The 14,453-nt window shown below is 73.8% G+C and carries 16 protein-coding genes; 8 read left to right on the top strand and 8 right to left on the bottom strand.

Features of this window, described 5'->3' with window-relative positions:
• Nucleotides 1-379: 379 nt before the first annotated feature.
• The 5 genes from KDL28_RS37545 (at nt 380) to KDL28_RS37525 (ending at nt 4,348) form a co-directional block, all read left to right on the top strand.
• Nucleotides 380-1,225, top strand: a complete 846-nt coding sequence (locus KDL28_RS37545) for a helix-turn-helix domain-containing protein (RefSeq protein WP_252446254.1) — start codon at nt 380-382, stop codon at nt 1,223-1,225.
• Between the two features lie 42 nt (nt 1,226-1,267).
• Nucleotides 1,268-2,218 carry an NAD-dependent epimerase/dehydratase family protein gene (locus KDL28_RS37540; protein ID WP_252446253.1) on the top strand — a complete coding sequence of 317 codons (951 nt, stop codon included), beginning with the start codon at nt 1,268-1,270 and terminating at the stop codon, nt 2,216-2,218.
• Nucleotides 2,219-2,239: 21 nt separating this feature from the next.
• Nucleotides 2,240-2,632, top strand: coding sequence for a pyridoxamine 5'-phosphate oxidase family protein (locus KDL28_RS37535; protein ID WP_252446252.1), 393 nt, complete (start codon nt 2,240-2,242; stop codon nt 2,630-2,632).
• A 9-nt stretch (nt 2,633-2,641) separates the two neighbouring features.
• Complete coding sequence (locus KDL28_RS37530; protein WP_252446251.1) at nt 2,642-3,238, top strand: dihydrofolate reductase family protein; 597 nt, start codon at nt 2,642-2,644, stop codon at nt 3,236-3,238.
• A 66-nt stretch (nt 3,239-3,304) separates the two neighbouring features.
• The gene (locus KDL28_RS37525) at nt 3,305-4,348 is read left to right on the top strand and encodes a phosphotransferase family protein (protein WP_252446250.1); all 1,044 of its coding nucleotides are present in this window, start codon (nt 3,305-3,307) and stop codon (nt 4,346-4,348) included.
• Between the two features lie 66 nt (nt 4,349-4,414).
• Here KDL28_RS37525 and KDL28_RS37520 read toward each other — a convergent pair whose 3' ends face one another.
• The 5 genes from KDL28_RS37520 to KDL28_RS37500 all read right to left on the bottom strand — a co-directional run bounded on the left by KDL28_RS37520 (nt 4,415) and on the right by KDL28_RS37500 (nt 9,665).
• Complete coding sequence (locus KDL28_RS37520; protein ID WP_252446249.1) at nt 4,415-5,056, bottom strand: class I SAM-dependent methyltransferase; 642 nt, start codon at nt 5,054-5,056, stop codon at nt 4,415-4,417.
• A gap of 80 nt (nt 5,057-5,136) precedes the next feature.
• Nucleotides 5,137-5,994: a fumarylacetoacetate hydrolase family protein gene (locus KDL28_RS37515; protein ID WP_252446248.1), complete on the bottom strand. Its 858-nt coding sequence runs from the start codon at nt 5,992-5,994 to the stop codon at nt 5,137-5,139.
• 40 nt (nt 5,995-6,034) lie between these two features.
• Nucleotides 6,035-6,883, bottom strand: coding sequence for an alpha/beta fold hydrolase (locus KDL28_RS37510; protein WP_252446247.1), 849 nt, complete (start codon nt 6,881-6,883; stop codon nt 6,035-6,037).
• A gap of 232 nt (nt 6,884-7,115) precedes the next feature.
• Nucleotides 7,116-8,045, bottom strand: a complete 930-nt coding sequence (locus KDL28_RS37505) for a VOC family protein (RefSeq protein WP_252446258.1) — start codon at nt 8,043-8,045, stop codon at nt 7,116-7,118.
• Between the two features lie 27 nt (nt 8,046-8,072).
• Nucleotides 8,073-9,665 (bottom strand): FAD-dependent monooxygenase, encoded by a 1,593-nt coding sequence (locus KDL28_RS37500; protein ID WP_252446246.1) that lies wholly within the window; start codon nt 9,663-9,665, stop codon nt 8,073-8,075.
• 47 nt (nt 9,666-9,712) lie between these two features.
• On the opposite strand from KDL28_RS37500, the gene KDL28_RS37495 reads away from it, so the two are divergent.
• The gene (locus tag KDL28_RS37495; RefSeq protein ID WP_252446245.1) at nt 9,713-10,501 is read left to right on the top strand and encodes an IclR family transcriptional regulator; all 789 of its coding nucleotides are present in this window, start codon (nt 9,713-9,715) and stop codon (nt 10,499-10,501) included.
• Nucleotides 10,502-10,573: 72 nt separating this feature from the next.
• Here KDL28_RS37495 and KDL28_RS37490 read toward each other — a convergent pair whose 3' ends face one another.
• Nucleotides 10,574-10,990 carry a response regulator transcription factor gene (locus tag KDL28_RS37490; protein ID WP_308216119.1) on the bottom strand — a complete coding sequence of 139 codons (417 nt, stop codon included), beginning with the start codon at nt 10,988-10,990 and terminating at the stop codon, nt 10,574-10,576.
• 90 nt (nt 10,991-11,080) lie between these two features.
• A complete protein-coding gene (locus KDL28_RS37485) occupies nt 11,081-11,554 on the bottom strand; it encodes a nuclear transport factor 2 family protein (RefSeq protein ID WP_252446257.1) in 474 nt (157 codons plus the stop codon).
• 89 nt (nt 11,555-11,643) lie between these two features.
• Here KDL28_RS37485 and KDL28_RS37480 point away from each other — a divergent pair, with 89 nt between their 5' ends.
• Nucleotides 11,644-12,249 (top strand): TetR/AcrR family transcriptional regulator, encoded by a 606-nt coding sequence (locus KDL28_RS37480; protein ID WP_252446244.1) that lies wholly within the window; start codon nt 11,644-11,646, stop codon nt 12,247-12,249.
• 86 nt (nt 12,250-12,335) lie between these two features.
• Here the strand turns inward: KDL28_RS37480 and KDL28_RS37475 are convergent, their stop codons facing one another.
• Complete coding sequence (locus tag KDL28_RS37475; protein ID WP_252446243.1) at nt 12,336-12,653, bottom strand: helix-turn-helix transcriptional regulator; 318 nt, start codon at nt 12,651-12,653, stop codon at nt 12,336-12,338.
• A 515-nt stretch (nt 12,654-13,168) separates the two neighbouring features.
• Here KDL28_RS37475 and KDL28_RS37470 point away from each other — a divergent pair.
• A complete protein-coding gene (locus tag KDL28_RS37470; RefSeq protein WP_252446242.1) occupies nt 13,169-14,257 on the top strand; it encodes a LuxR C-terminal-related transcriptional regulator in 1,089 nt (362 codons plus the stop codon).
• Nucleotides 14,258-14,453 lie beyond the last annotated feature (196 nt).

Below are 14,453 nucleotides of genomic sequence, written 5' to 3'. Positions count from 1 at the left end.
GGGGGGGGGGGGGGGCGCGGCGCCCCCCCCGGGGCTCGGCCCGGCTCGCGGCGCTGCGCGCCGCCTCGCCCGGGGTGCGAGCGCGACTCTCGTTGCGCCTGGTGGGGCGAGCGCGACATTCGTTGCGCGCGGTGGAGCGAGCGCGACTTTCGTTGCGCCTGGTGCAGCGAGAGCGACTTTCGTCCCGCCCGACGAGCGAGTGGTGCGGTGGCCCAGCCTCGTTGGGCGAGAGCGCCGTTCGCTTCACGCTAGGCGTCGAGGACCTGGCCTCGCGTTGCACGACCCGGGGGTTCGGTCGACCAAGGGGGGAGTTGCGCGCACTGGTCGCACGGCTCGACGTGGGGGTTGGCGATCGGCGCTGGATCAGCATGATGGTGGGGTGGCAGGGGAGTCCTCCTACGTGGAGCGCGCACCGGCCCCCGCGCTGGCCGCGTTCGCGTCGTCCGTCTGGATCCAGCGGGTGGGCGACCGGCCGCTGGCGCAGCGGTACGTACCGCACGGTGGCGCCGAGGTGCGGTGCGTGCTCGGTGGGGCGCCCCGGCTGCTCGGGCCGCTGACCACGTCCACGTACCGGGAGATCCCGGCGGGAGGCACGGTCGTCGGGATGCGGCTGCGCCCGGGTGTGCTCGGCGGTCTGGTCGGGATGCCGGCCGACGAGCTGGTCGACCAGGACATCGCGGGCACCGACCTCTGGCGCGACCTGGCCCGTCTGACGGACCTCCTCGGGAACGCCGCGACACCGCGGGTCGCGCTCGACCGGCTCCAGTCGTTCGTCGCGCGAGCCGCCCGCGAACCGGACCCGTTGGTCGACGAGGCCGTCCGCAACCTGATGCCGTGGCACGGCGGCGGGACGGCCGCCCTGCCCGCGTTGCTGTCGATCTCCGAACGCCAGTTGCGGCGCCGCTGCCGGGCCGCGGTCGGCGTCGGGCCGAAGGAGTTGCAGCGCATCCTGCGGTTCCAGGGCTTCGTCGCCCGCGTCCAGGCCTCGGTCCAACAGGGCGCCTCGGAGGCCGATCTGGCGGGGTGGGCCGTCGAGGTCGGCTACCACGACCAGGCGCACCTCAGCCGCGAGTGCCGCCGGCTCGCGGGCGCGACACCCGGCGAACTCCTCGCGCAGTACGGCGCGGCGTGCACCTGCGGGCACGACCACGCCGCGTCCTACGTCCCGATGCTGCGGGCCCGGGATGGCCGTTTCGTACAAGAGCGGCGGCGCGTGCCGGCCTAGCGTCGCGATCATGCAGCTCCTCGCACCGACGGCCGGGCCTCGATGATCCTCGTCACCGGTGGCCTGGGTTCGATCGGATCGCACACCGCACGGGCCCTGCTCGACCTGGGCGAGTCCGTGGTGCTCACCGCCCACCGGTCCACCGGCCTGCCCGAGTACCTCGCCGACGAGCCCGCCGGCCGGGTCGTCGTCGAACCGGTGGACACCCGGGACGAGGCGGCCTTCCTCGACATCGGGCAGCGGCACGAGATCACCGGCATCGTGCACCTCGCGGCGGCTCCGCACGACCTCCCCGATGCCGTCGAGTACCTGCGCGCCGACACCCTCGGTCTGCTCACCGCGCTGAAGGCGGCGACGGCGTGGGGAGTGCGGCGGTTCTCCGTGGCCAGCAGCATCGCCGTGTACGCGGGGGTCGACGGGGTCCCGTGGCGCGAGGACGCCGCGCTGCCGGCGGTGGCGCCCCACCAGATCCCGGTGTTCAAGAAGACCGCGGAGCTGTTCGCCGCGCTGACCGGCGACAGCGCCGGGTTCGACGTGGTGAACCTGCGGATCGGCACCGTCTGGGGGCCGCTCGGCCTGCCGGACAACCCGTTCTTCGCGCTTCCCCGCCTGCTCAGCGCGGCGGTCCGGGGCGAGGACCCCGATCTCAGCCCGCCCCGGCCGCCGGCGTACGCCGACGACGCCACCGACCTCTGCTACGTGAAGGACTGCGGCCGGGCGATCGCGCTGCTCATGCTCGCGGACCGGCTGCACCACCGCACGTACAACGTCTCGAGTGGACGGTTGGTGCCCTACCGCGAGGTCGTCACCGCGATCAACGCCGCGGTCCCGGGCGCGGACATCACCCTCCCCGAGGGCCGCAACCCCGACCGGCCCGTGGACAACTACCTCGACACCACCCGGCTGCGGGAGGACACCGGCTTCCGGCCGGAGTACGACGTCGAGCGCGCCGTACCGGACTACGTCGCCTGGCTCAGCGGACACGACCGCTAGCCGGCTGGAGGAGGACTCAGCATGGCCGTGCTCACCGAGGAGGCCCGCGCCCTGTTCGCCGGGCCGAACATCGCCCACATCGCCACGCTGCTGCCCGACGGCGGGCCGCACTCGGTGCCGGTGATGATCGACGTCGAGGGCGGGTACCTCGCGTTCTTCACCGCGCCCACCTCCCGCAAGGGCCGCAACCTCGTCGCGGACGACCGCGTCGCGATCTCCGTGACCGACCGGGACGACCTGGTCCGCAGCGCGCTCGTCCGTGGCCGCGTCGTGGAGCGGGTCGGCGGCGACGCGGGCTGGGAGATCGTCGACCGGATCTTCGCCAAGTACACCGGCGGTCCGTACCCGCGCGACGAGGACCGCGAGGCGTTCCTCGTGGAGCCGGCGCACGTCAGCGTCCCGACGTTCGGCTGAGGAGCGGGCATGGCCAGGGTCGTGATGCAGGCGGTCGTGTCGGTCGACGGCTACATCGCCTACCCCGACGATTCGGTCGGGCCGCTGTTCGACTGGTACGGCAACGGCGACACCGAGCTGTCCGCCCGGCCGAGCGGCTGGACGTTCCGCGTCTCGCGGACGTCCGCCGCGTACGTCCAGCCCTTCTGGGACGCCATCACGGTCACGGTGATCGGCCGGCACCTGTTCGACACCACGAACGGCTGGGACGGCAAGCCGGCCGCCGGGGACGAGCTGGTCGTCGTCACCCACCGGCCGCTGCCGGAGAAGTGGCTCGCCGACCACCCGGACGCGCCGTTCCACACCGCCGACTCGGTCGAGGCGGGCATCGCGCTGGCTGAGGAGCTGGCGGGCGACGGCCTCGTCTGCGTGACCGCGGGCGACGTCGGCGGGCAGGCGTTCTCGGCGGGGCTGGTCGACGAGGTCGCGATGGACGTCGCCCCGGTGGTCCTCGGTGAAGGGGTGCGCTTCTTCGGCAGCCACGCCGGCACGGTGCTGCTCGACGACCCGGACCGGGTGGTCCAGGGCGAGCGTGTGCTGCACCTGCACTACACGGTCAAGCGCTGAGGGCGGATGCAGCCGGCGGTCCGGCGCGGGTCGGCTGGTGTGCTCGATCGCGCTACGGTGCGGGCCATGACGGACGTCGGCCCGAGCCCGACCCAGCGTGTGCTCGAGCCGGCCGACGTCGCGGAGCTCGTCTGCGCATCGTTCGGGTCCCGGCGCTGCATGATCGACGCCGGTCCGATGTCCGGCGGTGGGTTCGCGGCTGTGTGGTGGGTGCGCCTCGACGACGGGCGGACGGTGGTGCTCAAGGTGTCGCCGCCGGCAGCGGTCGGGCTGCTGGGGTACGAGCGCGGGCTGCTCGCGGCGGAGGCGCGCTACTACCGTCTCGTCGCCGAGCGGGCGGCGCGGGTACCGGTGCCGCGGGTCCTGCACGTCGGCCGCGACCCGGACGTGCTGGACGGCGAGTGGATGTTCATGACGTTCCTGCCGGGGCGGTCGCTCGCCGCGTCGGCGGCGGCCGGAGAGGCCGTGGACGACTCGCCGGTGCGCCGGGATCTCGGGGCTGCGCTCGCCGCGCTGCACACGGTCCCCGCCGACGAGTACGGCTACGACGGTGGCCGGATCGCCGGGCCGAGTTGGCGGGGAGTGTTCGCCGCGATCGTGGACGAGCTGCTCGTCGACGCGGACGTCTGGGGGATCGAGCTGCCCGCTGCGCCGGCGCGGATCCGGGGGCTGGTCGACCGGCACGGCGACGTGCTGGACCTCGTCACCAGGCCGGCCTTGGTCCACTTCGACGGCTGGGACGGCAACGTGCTGGCCGCGCCGGATGCGGACGGTGGCCTGCGGCTCACCGGCCTCGTGGACGGTGAGCGGTACCTCCGTGGTGATCCGCTGATGGACTTCGTGTCGCCGGCGCTCTACAGCCGCATCGAGGACGAGCCGCGCCACCCGTTCCTCGAGGGGTATGCGCGGGGCGCCGGTGGGCCGGTCGCGCTGGACGCGCCCGCCCGTCGTCGCCTTGCGCTGTACCGGTTGCACCTCTACCTGCTGATGGCCGTGGAGATGCCCAGTCGCGGCATGACGGGGGAGGCGTGGCGGGAGCGGCGCGATCGGATCGGCGAGCTCCTGGATCAGCAGCTGAGCGAGGTGAGTCGCCGAGCGAGCGCTTCCTGATCACGGTCGTCCACCGGGCGCGCAGCGCCGCGTGGTCCCAGAACGCTGTTCTCGGCGGCGGCAGGCTCACCGCGGTGGGCCGGCCAGGCGGATGAGCTGGACGTCCTGGCGGCGGGTGGGGACGACCTCGACGGTGCGCCAGGTGGCCCGGGTGACGTCGAGGAACTCCGGGACCATCTCGCGGCCGGGGTCGGCGATCCAGACCGCGCCGTCGTCGGTGACCAGCCGCGGGAGCAGGGCGATCAGCTGGTCGGAGTTGCGGCGCTCGTACAGCACGTCCGAGGCCAGCACCAGGTGCCACGGGCCGCGGGCGACCAGTGGCTCGGGCGCGTCCCACGAGCAGAGCGCGGTCTCCACCTCCGCGTGGTTGGCCCCGGCGTTCGCCGCGGTGAAGGTGAGCGCGTCCGGGGCGCGGTCGGTGGCCAGCACGGTGCCCCCGGCGAGTGCCGCGGCGATGGCCGGCAGCCCGAGGCCGCAGCCGAGCTCCACCACCGATGTCCCGCTCCAGTCGTGCGTCGACAGCTGGTGGGCCAGCTCGACGCCGCTGGGCCACAGCTTCGCCCAGTACGGCGGGTACGCCTCGTCGACGGCCACGTCCTCGAGGTCGAGGAGGACCGCGGCGTCGCGGGGGCGGATGAACCGCAGGGAACCGGTGTGGAGGTCGATGGACTTGACCACCAGGTCGCGATGGGCGTCGGCGGCACGCACCCCACCTACTCTGCCCGGTGCCGCCCCGCTTGCGCTGGCGGGATTCGTCGGGTGCGCTCCCGGGCGTCTCGTGAACGCCGTCAGCGGCTGTCGACGCAGACCTGGCGGAGGTCGCCGATGCCGCCGATGCTCGTCTCGACGACGTCGCCCTCCCGGAGGAAGCGGGGAGGCGTCCGCGTCCCGCCGACTCCGGCCGGCGTGCCCGTGTAGACGACGTCGCCCGGCAGCAGCGGCAGGACCGCGGACAGGTGCTCGATGATGTGCGGCACCGAGAAGATCAGTTGCTTGGTGGAGCTGCGCTGCACCACCTCGCCGTTCACCCGGCACTCGACCGGGAGGTCGTCGGGGTCGGCGACCTCGTCGGGCGTGACCAGCCAGGGTCCCTGTGGGGCGAACCCGGGGAACGACTTGCCCAGCGAGAACTGCGGAGCCGGGCCGGTGAGCTGCAGGGCCCGCTCCGAGTAGTCCTGCCCCGCGGTCAGACCGGCCACGTGGGTCCACGCTTCGGCGGCGGTCACCCGCTCGGCGCGGCGGCCCAGCACGACCACCAGTTCGGCCTCCCAGTCCACGGTCGCCGCCGGCAGCACCAGCTCGCCGACCGGCCCGGCGAAGCTCCCGACGAACTTTGTGAACGTCGGCGGTGAGGTCGGGTGGTCGAGTCCGGACTCGTCGGCGTGGTCGCGGTAGTTGAGCCCGATCGCGAAGACCTGCCGGGGATCGGGCGAGGGCGCCCCGAGCTCCGCGAGGGCCAGCGGGGTTCCCGCCGCGGCGAAGTCGATCGAGGCGTTGCGTTCCCAGTCGACGAACGCATCCCACACGTCGTAGACGCTGCGCGGACTGGGGCCGAAACGACCCCCGCTGACCTCCGCGACGTCGACGAGGGACGCGGCGTCGGGCGAGACCAGGACCGCACGGCCGTGACGTGTCGCGAGGCGCATGGCACCCACCTTTCCGATCGGTGTCGGTGGACGGAGCTGGTCAGGCCGTCAGCGTGGCCGCCCACCGGGTGAGGATCTTCGTGTACCGGGGCGGGTCGAACTGGTGCATCATGTGCAGCGCGTCGGGCACCGACTCGTAGTCGACCCTCGCCCCCGTCGACTCCATCAGCTGCCGGGCCCGGGCGGCCTGCTCGTCGGAGAGCGCGCCGACCAGGTCGCCGGTCTCGGGGTCGATGCCACGCATGTGGTGGGTGATGAGCACCGGCGTCTTGACCTGGGTCAGCATGCGCTCGTGCGGGCAGTGCAGTGCGACGGTGCCCTCGTAGAAGGCCCGGGCCCATTCCGGGTCGTACTCCTTCATGTTCTGCGGGATCTCGTCGCTGACGAAGAACCGCGCCGTCGGTGACGACGAGGCGCCGGCCGCGCGGCAGTAGCCCGGCCAGTCGCCCACGCTCCACTGGTCGCCGAGGTAGGTGCGGAAGAGCTCGAACAGCGGTCCGGCCGCCTGGCGGATCGAGTGGCCGCACGTGGTCACGAGCTCGGAGGCGAAGAACGGGGCGTCCTCGCACAGCGCAGCGCGGATCTGGCCCGGCATGGCGTAGGCCGACAGCCAGGCGGCGAGGAGACCTCCGGAGGAGTTGCCCGCGACGATGGCGGGGCGCTGCACCACGAGGGCGAGGAAGCGGACCAGGTCGTTGCCGAAGTTGTCGAGGCTGTAGCGCTTCGGGGTCCAGCTGCTGCGCCCCTGTCCCCGCAGGTCGACGGCGTAGACGTGGAAGTCCTCGGCGAGCAGGGCCATCGTCTGCTCGTACCCCCACCACGAGCCGGTCTGCTCGGGGATCAGCAGCAGGGCCGGTTTGTCCGGTGCGCCGGCCTCGGCGTAGTTCATGGTGATCTCACCGAGGTCGACCTGCTGCTCGGGATGGTCGTGGGGGGGGGGGGGGGGGGGGGGGGGGGGGGGCGCGGCCCCAGCCGGAGCCTCCCGGGAGGGGTGGGTCCGGGGGTTTTGTGTTTGGTTATCTCCCGGTGGTCGACCTGGTGCGGGGTTTGGTCGTGCGCGACGTGGACGTCGCGCGAGGCGGGGTCAGCGGCCATTGCCGTCTCCTTCTCGGTCTGCGGGCTCACGCGGAGTGCGCCCCGGTCATCAGCGCGGCGAGGTCGTCGGGGGCGAGGAACGACGGCGGAGGGGGCGGCCCCCACTGGTAGAGCGACCGGGCGCCCTCCCACACCCCGGGCGTCCAGAGGGCGTCGTCGACGATGCAGTCGATGTCGGAGTAGTACTCGGAGAAGTTGCCGGCCGGGTCCTTGAGGTACCAGAAGAAGTTGGACCCGATGGCGTGCCTTCCCAGGCCCCACACGTGCCGCTCCGGGTCGGCCTCCAGCATCGCCGTGGCGCCGCGCCCCACCTCGTCGACGTCGTCGACCTGCCAGGAGGTGTGGTGCAGGAAGGCGACCGGCGCGCGCTGGACCAGCACGTTGTGGTGGTCGGTGGAGCACCGCAGGAACGCGGCGACCCCGGGCACGGTGTCGCTGGTCTTCAGCCCGATGCCCTCGGTGAAGAAGCGGTGCGAGGTCTCCTGGTCGGTGGAGCCCAGCACGACGTGGCCCAGCTTCCGCGGTCGGACCGGCCCGTCCCGCAGCACGGCGTCCGCCCGCAGGCCGGGCCGCGTCACGTCACCCGGACGGTTGTAGGCCGGGGCGGGGCTCGGCTGCGAGGCGATGCGGGGCGCGATCTCCACGTGGACCCGCACCCCGGTGCCGGGGTCGCTCGCCCGTACGGACGTGGCCGACCGCGCTGCTTCGACACCCAGTCGCCAGAGGCTGTCGGCCACGCGGTCGACGTCGTCCGGGTCGTCCACCCCGATGCCGAGGTCGAGCAGCCGTCGGCGCGGCGAGTGCCGCAGGGTCAGCTGCTCGCCGCCGTCGACGGTGCTGAACCGGCCGGTGCCCGGGTCGGCACCGGGCAGCGGGGTCAGGCCGAAGTCGGTGTAGTAGGCGGCCGTCGCCGCGACGTCGGGCACGCCGAGGGTGATCCCGGTCAGCCGGTGCATGGGCACGGGTGCGCTCCCTTCATGAGGTCATCCGTGGGCGAGCCGTTGCGGCTGCGGGATGCCGCAGAGCCGGCTCAGGTCGACGGTGGCGAGGTCGCGCCCACGCCAGGCGATGTGCTGGTCCGGCCGGACGAGGAGGTGGTCCGGAGCCCGGTCGGTCCCGATGGGGAGATCGATCAGGGTCAGCGGCACGCCCAGCTCGGCGGCCCGCCCGGCGAAGGCGTCGACCGCCGCCGCGTCGGAGTCCGGTGGCCGCAGCAGGGTCATCCCGCGGCCGAGGTCGTCGTACAGGGCATGCCCGGGACCGACCCACGCGTGCGGGAGGCGTGCCCCCGGCCGGGTCGTCGGGGCATAGCTCTGCACGCTGCTCCCCCCGCCGGGCGGTGGCGGGTCGCCCTCGCCGGCGACCACCGGTGAGCCCGCGTAGGAGTAGCCCAGGACCAGCCCCAGCGAGTGGAACTCCTCCGCCTTGGTCTCCTGGATCCGGTCGGCGGTGGTCGCCCGGTCCGGTCCGGAGGCCCGCAGGTTGCGCACGGCCGAGGCGAGGGTGCGCTCGGCGACCCCGCGACGCTCGACCTCGTAGGAGGCCAGCAATCCGGGACCGGCCCATCCCCGCAGCACCGCGGCGAGCTTCCAGCCGATGTTGACCGCGTCCCCGACGCAGGTGTTGAACCCGTGCCCGCCCAGGGGCGGGTTGACGTGGGCGCTCTCGCCGACCAGGAAGACCCGCTCGGTGGCCCAGCGGTCGGCCAGCATCATCCGCGGCGTCCACGGGTCGGTCGAGAGCACGTCGACACCGAGCTCCGCGACGGGCCGACCGGCGAGCTCCGCGATCAGCCCCACGGCACGTTCCGTGTCGGCCGACCCACCGACGCCCCCGAGGCTGACCCACCACGTCCCGGCGCGGTCCAGCGGACCCACGACGCCGGGCACGTCCGTGCCGACCACCCAGTAGTGCAGGGCCGTACCCGCCGCCGGCCGCAGGCCGGGGGCCCGGATGACCGCGTTGAGGTTGGCCGCCGGGGCGGAGCCGCCGCGGAGCGTGGCCCCGATGCCGTTCCGCACCGCGCTCCGGCCGCCGTCGCACCCGAGCAGGTACTCCGCGTCCAGCCGGTATATCGATCCGTCGGCCCGGACGACCTCGCAGGTCACGCCGTCCGGCTGTGCCGTGAAGCCCCGCAGGCGCTCGCCGAGGCGGAGCTCGGCGAGACCGCTGCGCTCCAGGTGCTCGCGCAGGACCTCCTCGACCACCGGCTGCGCCACCTGCTGGCCCGCCTCGGCGGCGAGCCCGTGCTCCGCGGCGCTGAGCCCGAAGACGTCCCGGAACTCGGTGATCGCCTCGCCGGCGAGCGTCTCGCAGAACACGACGCGCCGGCTCCAGTGCGGCGACAGCGGTGCCGCGGCGCGCACGGTGTCCGCGACACCCCAGCGGCGGAACAGCTCCATCGTCCGCGCGCTGGTGGTCTTCGCGCGGGGTCTGAGGTGGGAGACGTGCCGGCGGGGCTCGACCACCACGGTCCGGATGCCGTGGTGGGCGAGCTCGCTCGCGGCGGCGAGCCCGGCGGGACCGGCGCCGGCGATCACCACCGGCGTCCGATCGTCGTGGTCTGCGCGGGTCACGGCGCTAGCATTCGGCGGGTGAGCAGCGTCGCGCACCGGCGGTTCCGATGAGCGGCACGGTCGTGCCGACCCGTCGCTCCGGACGGCCGCTGCACGGCGAGCCGATCCTGCAGCGGGCCTTCCGGGTCCTGGGCGCCTTCGCCGCCGCAGGCGAGGGCCTGCCCCTGCACGCGCTCGCGGCCCGGGCGGGCCTGCCCAAGAGCACCACCTCGCGGATCGCCGCTCAGCTGATCGGCGTGGGCGCACTCGAACGCCTCGACAACGGCGACTTCGTCGTCGGCCTGCACCTGCTCGAGATCGCCTCGCTGGCCCCCCGCGGTCACGGGCTGCGCGCCGCCGCGCTCCCGTTCATGCAGGACCTGCACCAGGTCACCGGCCAACACATCCTCCTCGCCGTCCGCGACGGCCAGGAGGCCGTGCTCGTCGAGCGCCTCTCGGCGCGCGACGCCGCCGCGGTCAAGTACCGCGTCGGCGGACGCCTCCCCCTCGCCCGGACCGGCATCGGCGTCGCCCTGCTGGCCCACGCTCCCGAGCAGGTGCGCGACGAGGCACTCGCCACCGCACCCGACGCGGGCAACCTCCGCCGGCTCATGGCCACCGTCCGCAGGGAGGGCGTCTGCGCGATGACCGGGCCCAACCCGCTGCGCATCGGACCCAACCCAGCACCCACCGGTCCCACCACGATGTCCTCGGTCGCCGCGCCGATCCTGAGCCGCCGCGGCGACCCACTGGGTGCGCTGTCACTGGTCGCACCCGACGAGGGCGGGTCGCAGGTCGGCGTCCGCGTGGCCCTGCGCACGGCGAGCCTCGCGATCTCGCGGATCGTCGGCTCCTGACCCCGGTGCAGGAGGCGATCGCGTTCGGCCGTCCCGACGGCAACCGCCGTCGGCGCGTGGACACCCTGCAGATCACTCTGCGCAGTCGCCGGCCGTGTGCCCGCTCCCGGGTGTCACCAGCCCTGTCTCGTACGCCACCACCACCGCCTGCGCCCGGCTGTCCAGGTCCAGTTCGGTCATCGCGCGGTTGAGGTGGGTCTTGACGGTCGCCTCGCTGATGACGAGCCGGTCGGCGATCTCCGGGTTGGACAGACCGCGGCCGACCTGCGCGGGGACCTCGACCTCGCGGGACGTCAGCGCGCCCAGGTCCGGTGGTGTGGAGACCGGGGCGGAGCGGACCTGGCGGGTGAACGCCTCGACGAGTCGCCGGGTCACGCTGGGCGCGAGCAGCGCGTCACCGCCCATGACCGTGGCCAACGCCGCCAGCAGCCGCTCCGGGCCCGCATCCTTGAGCAGGAACCCGGACGCCCGGCCCGCAGCGCCCCGCACACGTACTCGTCGAGGTCGAAGGTGGTCAGGACCAGCACCTGGGTCGCGCGGCCAGCCGCACCGCCTGCTACCCGACGATGGTGCGGCCGGTCAGATCGGGCGGGGATGCGGGGGAGCCAGGGCCGCCTGGAAGATGCCGAAGTTGCCGGTCATCCACAGCGCGGTCAACTTGACCGCGGCGATCCGCCAGCCGTGCGCGGTCCGCTCGAAGCGGTTGGTGTAGTACCCGTGCACGGTCTGGTCGCTGTCGCCGGTGCTGTTCGGGAGGTGGTGGCTGGCCCGGACGTAGGCGACGCAGGTGGCGCGGTCGTCGTCGACGAACGTGATCACGAGGTTCGTGATCATGTGCTGGGTCGCCCGGAAGGACTCCATCCGCGGGGCCGTGGCCGTCACCCAGTCATCGGCGTGCACCCGGACGACGGGCTGGCCGAAGCCGTCGCTGAAGTCGACCTCGACCTCCTCGGTGAAGCAGCTGCGGAAGAGCTCCCAGTCGCGGGAGTCGGTGCCCGTGGCGTACCGCAGCTGGACGTCGCTGATCTCGGCACGATCGTGCAAGCGGCGCACGAGGGCTTCGGCGGTGGGCATTTCATGTGACAACGTCATATGAACGACGGTGGCCCATCCATGTGACATTGTCAAGTAAACTGCCCGGCGTGGTGACCCGGGCCGAGACGGCGGCTGCGACGCGGCGGACCCTCATCCGCGCCGCGTCCCAGCTGCTCGACGAGGGCGGGCCCGACGCCGTCACCCTCCGCGCGGTGGGGGCGCTCGCCGGGGTCTCCCGCGGCGCGCCCTACGGACACTTCGAGAGCAAGGAGCACCTGCTGACCCAGCTCGCGGTCGAGGCGTGGAACGCGCTGGCGGACGACGTGGAGCAGCTGCGCGCCGACCTCGACGCCGACCCGGGCGCACGGCTCGAGCGAGCGGTCCTGGGCCTGATCGCGGTCGCCCGCCGGCAGCCGCACCTGTACGCGCTGATGTTCAGCATCCCGGCGGACGCGCCGGCGGCCGTCGATGCCGCCGGCCGCCTCGAGAACGAGTTCCTCACCCTCGTCGCGGACGTGGTCGGCGAACCCGACGCACACCGCTACGGCGCCCTGGTGCTGTCGAGCGCCCACGGCATCGCCGGACTGGAACTCAGCGGCCACCTGGCCAAGGACACCTGGGGGGTCGGCGTGGAGCAGCTCGTGCAGATGCTGGTCGACGCGATCCGACTCGGCGCCGACGGGCGCGACCGCATCGTCCGGCAGCCGGACTGAGCCGTTCCCGCCCTGATCGAACCGCTCGCGCGTGGTCGGACCGCGCTGCGGGCGCGCCGGCGGGGCGAGGTGTGGGACCGTCCGGCCTAGGCGATCCGCTGCTCGGCACGCTCCCGGACGGCGTCGCGGCGGGGCGGGGCGCCGAACAGCCGCCGGTACTCCCGGCTGAACTGCGAGGGGCTGTCGTAGCCGACGGCGTGCGCGGCGCCGGTGACGTCGGTGCCGCCCGCGACGAGCAGTCGGCGGGCCTCCTGCGGCCGGATCCGCTTCCGGTACTGGATCGGGCTCATCGCCGTGACCGTGGCGAACACCTTGTGGAAGGTGGAGACGCTCAGCGTGGCGCGGCGGGCCGGGTCCTCCACCCGGACCGGCTCGGCGTAGTTCTCCCGGAGCCAGTGGATCACCCGGCGGACGTCCGACGCGCTGCCGTCCTTCAGCGCGCACTGGTCCAGGTGACGGCCGGCCCCGACGGCGCCCCGGCGGGCACGGTGCTGGACTCGACCTCGGTGACCACCGGGGTGGTCGACGCCGTCGGGACCGAACCCACCGGCTGAGCGAGTTCAGCGGCTGAGCGGTGAGCGACGGCGGCCGGGGCGCGGGCGGGATGGTCGGTGGCCGTGCGTCGCCGCGTACCGGGCGGACGGGCACGCGGGTGCTCCCCACCGCGACGCTGCGTAGGCTCCAGGCGGTGCAGAGCAGCCACGACCCCGACGGCGTGTTCCGGGCCGACCAGCCGGGTCACGCCGTTTCCGGCGTAGGCTCCCGAGTTCGCCCGGGGAGCGGCGGTGGCCGCTCGCAGGGCCCGCCCGACGACGGGACGACGAACGACCCCGGTGCGGGTTCGGGCGCTCGACTGCGACCTGGTGCACGGTTCGCTGGAAGCGTCCGTTCGAAGCGACATCGAGGGTCGTCGCCCGTCATGTCACCGCCGGCCGTACCGCCCGCTCCGCCGGTCGAGCCCGACGCCCAGGTGTTCGCTCGGGCGTCGGTGCGGCTGCGTCGCAGCGTCCCCTTCGACGCGGCCGGGTGGTTCGCCGTCGACCCGGCGACGATGCTGCCCGCCAACCCGGTGCTCATCGAGAACGTCGAGCAGGGCAGGTGCAGGGACTACTGGCACCGCGAGAACACGGTGGAGGACGTGCTCCTCTTCCGGGATCTCGCCCGCTCGGACCAGCCGGCCGCCAGCTTGCTCGCCGCGACCGACGGCAACCTGCGGCGCAGCGCGCGCTACCGGGAGTTCCTGCGCCCGCTCGCCTACGGCGACGAGTTGCGCGTCGCGATGCGCGCCGGGGGTCGCACGTGGGGTGTCGCGGTGCTGATGCGCCGAGTCGGGCGCCCGCCGTTCACCGCCCGGGAGGTGGACCGGGTCGCCGCGGCGGGTTCCCAGATCGCCGCCTCGCTGGCGACGATCACGGCCGTCACGCAACCGGACGTGGCACCCACCGGCCCGGACCATCCCGGGATCGCCGTGTTCGGGCCGGACGACGCGTTGGTGTCGACGGACCTGCAGGCCCAACGCTGGTTCACCGAGCTCGCGGGCGAGGGGTGGTGGGACAAGTACCAGTTCCGGACCGTGAGCACCGCCCTCACCGCGCGGGCCGCTGCGGTGACCGCGGGCCGCGACGACGGCCCGGCGACAGTTCGGCTCCGGGTGCCGAGCGGTCGCTGGCTGACCGTCACGGCGTCCCGGCAAGCGGCGGTCGGGGGCGCCGCCGCCTCGACGGCGCTGGTCGTCATGCCGGCGTCGTCGAGCCACGTCGCGCCGATACTCCTCGACGCCTACGGCCTCACCGCGCGCGAGCAGGAGGTCACCCGCGCCGTGGCCGGTGGCCTGTCCACCAACGAGATCGCCGCGGAGCTCCACCTCTCGCCGCACACGGTGCGCGACCACCTCAAGGCGGTCTTCCGCAAGGTCGGCGTGGCCAGCCGCGGCGAGCTCGTGGCCACGCTGTTCGACGACATCGTTCGACCAGGGATCGAGTGGCAGGCCGCGCACACGCACTGGTGACCCGGGCTGCAACCCTCCGACCAGGTCGACCGACGCGCCGGCCGTCGACGGCTCCGATGCGGGCCGGGGCCACCGGAACCCCGGACCCCCCACGATCGGGGGATCGGGATCGGCGCTGTCCCTGAGTCACGGGATGGAGAGGAGCCGTCCGCGCCCCGATGGTGGTCGATGGCGGCCGTCGGGCCGGCGATGCCCG

Origin of the sequence: Pseudonocardia humida, assembly GCF_023898865.1 — a bacterium.
In the GTDB taxonomy this organism is placed as follows: domain Bacteria; phylum Actinomycetota; class Actinomycetes; order Mycobacteriales; family Pseudonocardiaceae; genus Pseudonocardia; species Pseudonocardia humida.
Note: the sequence above shows the minus strand (reverse complement) of the source record. Positions and strands in the feature narration are given on the sequence as shown.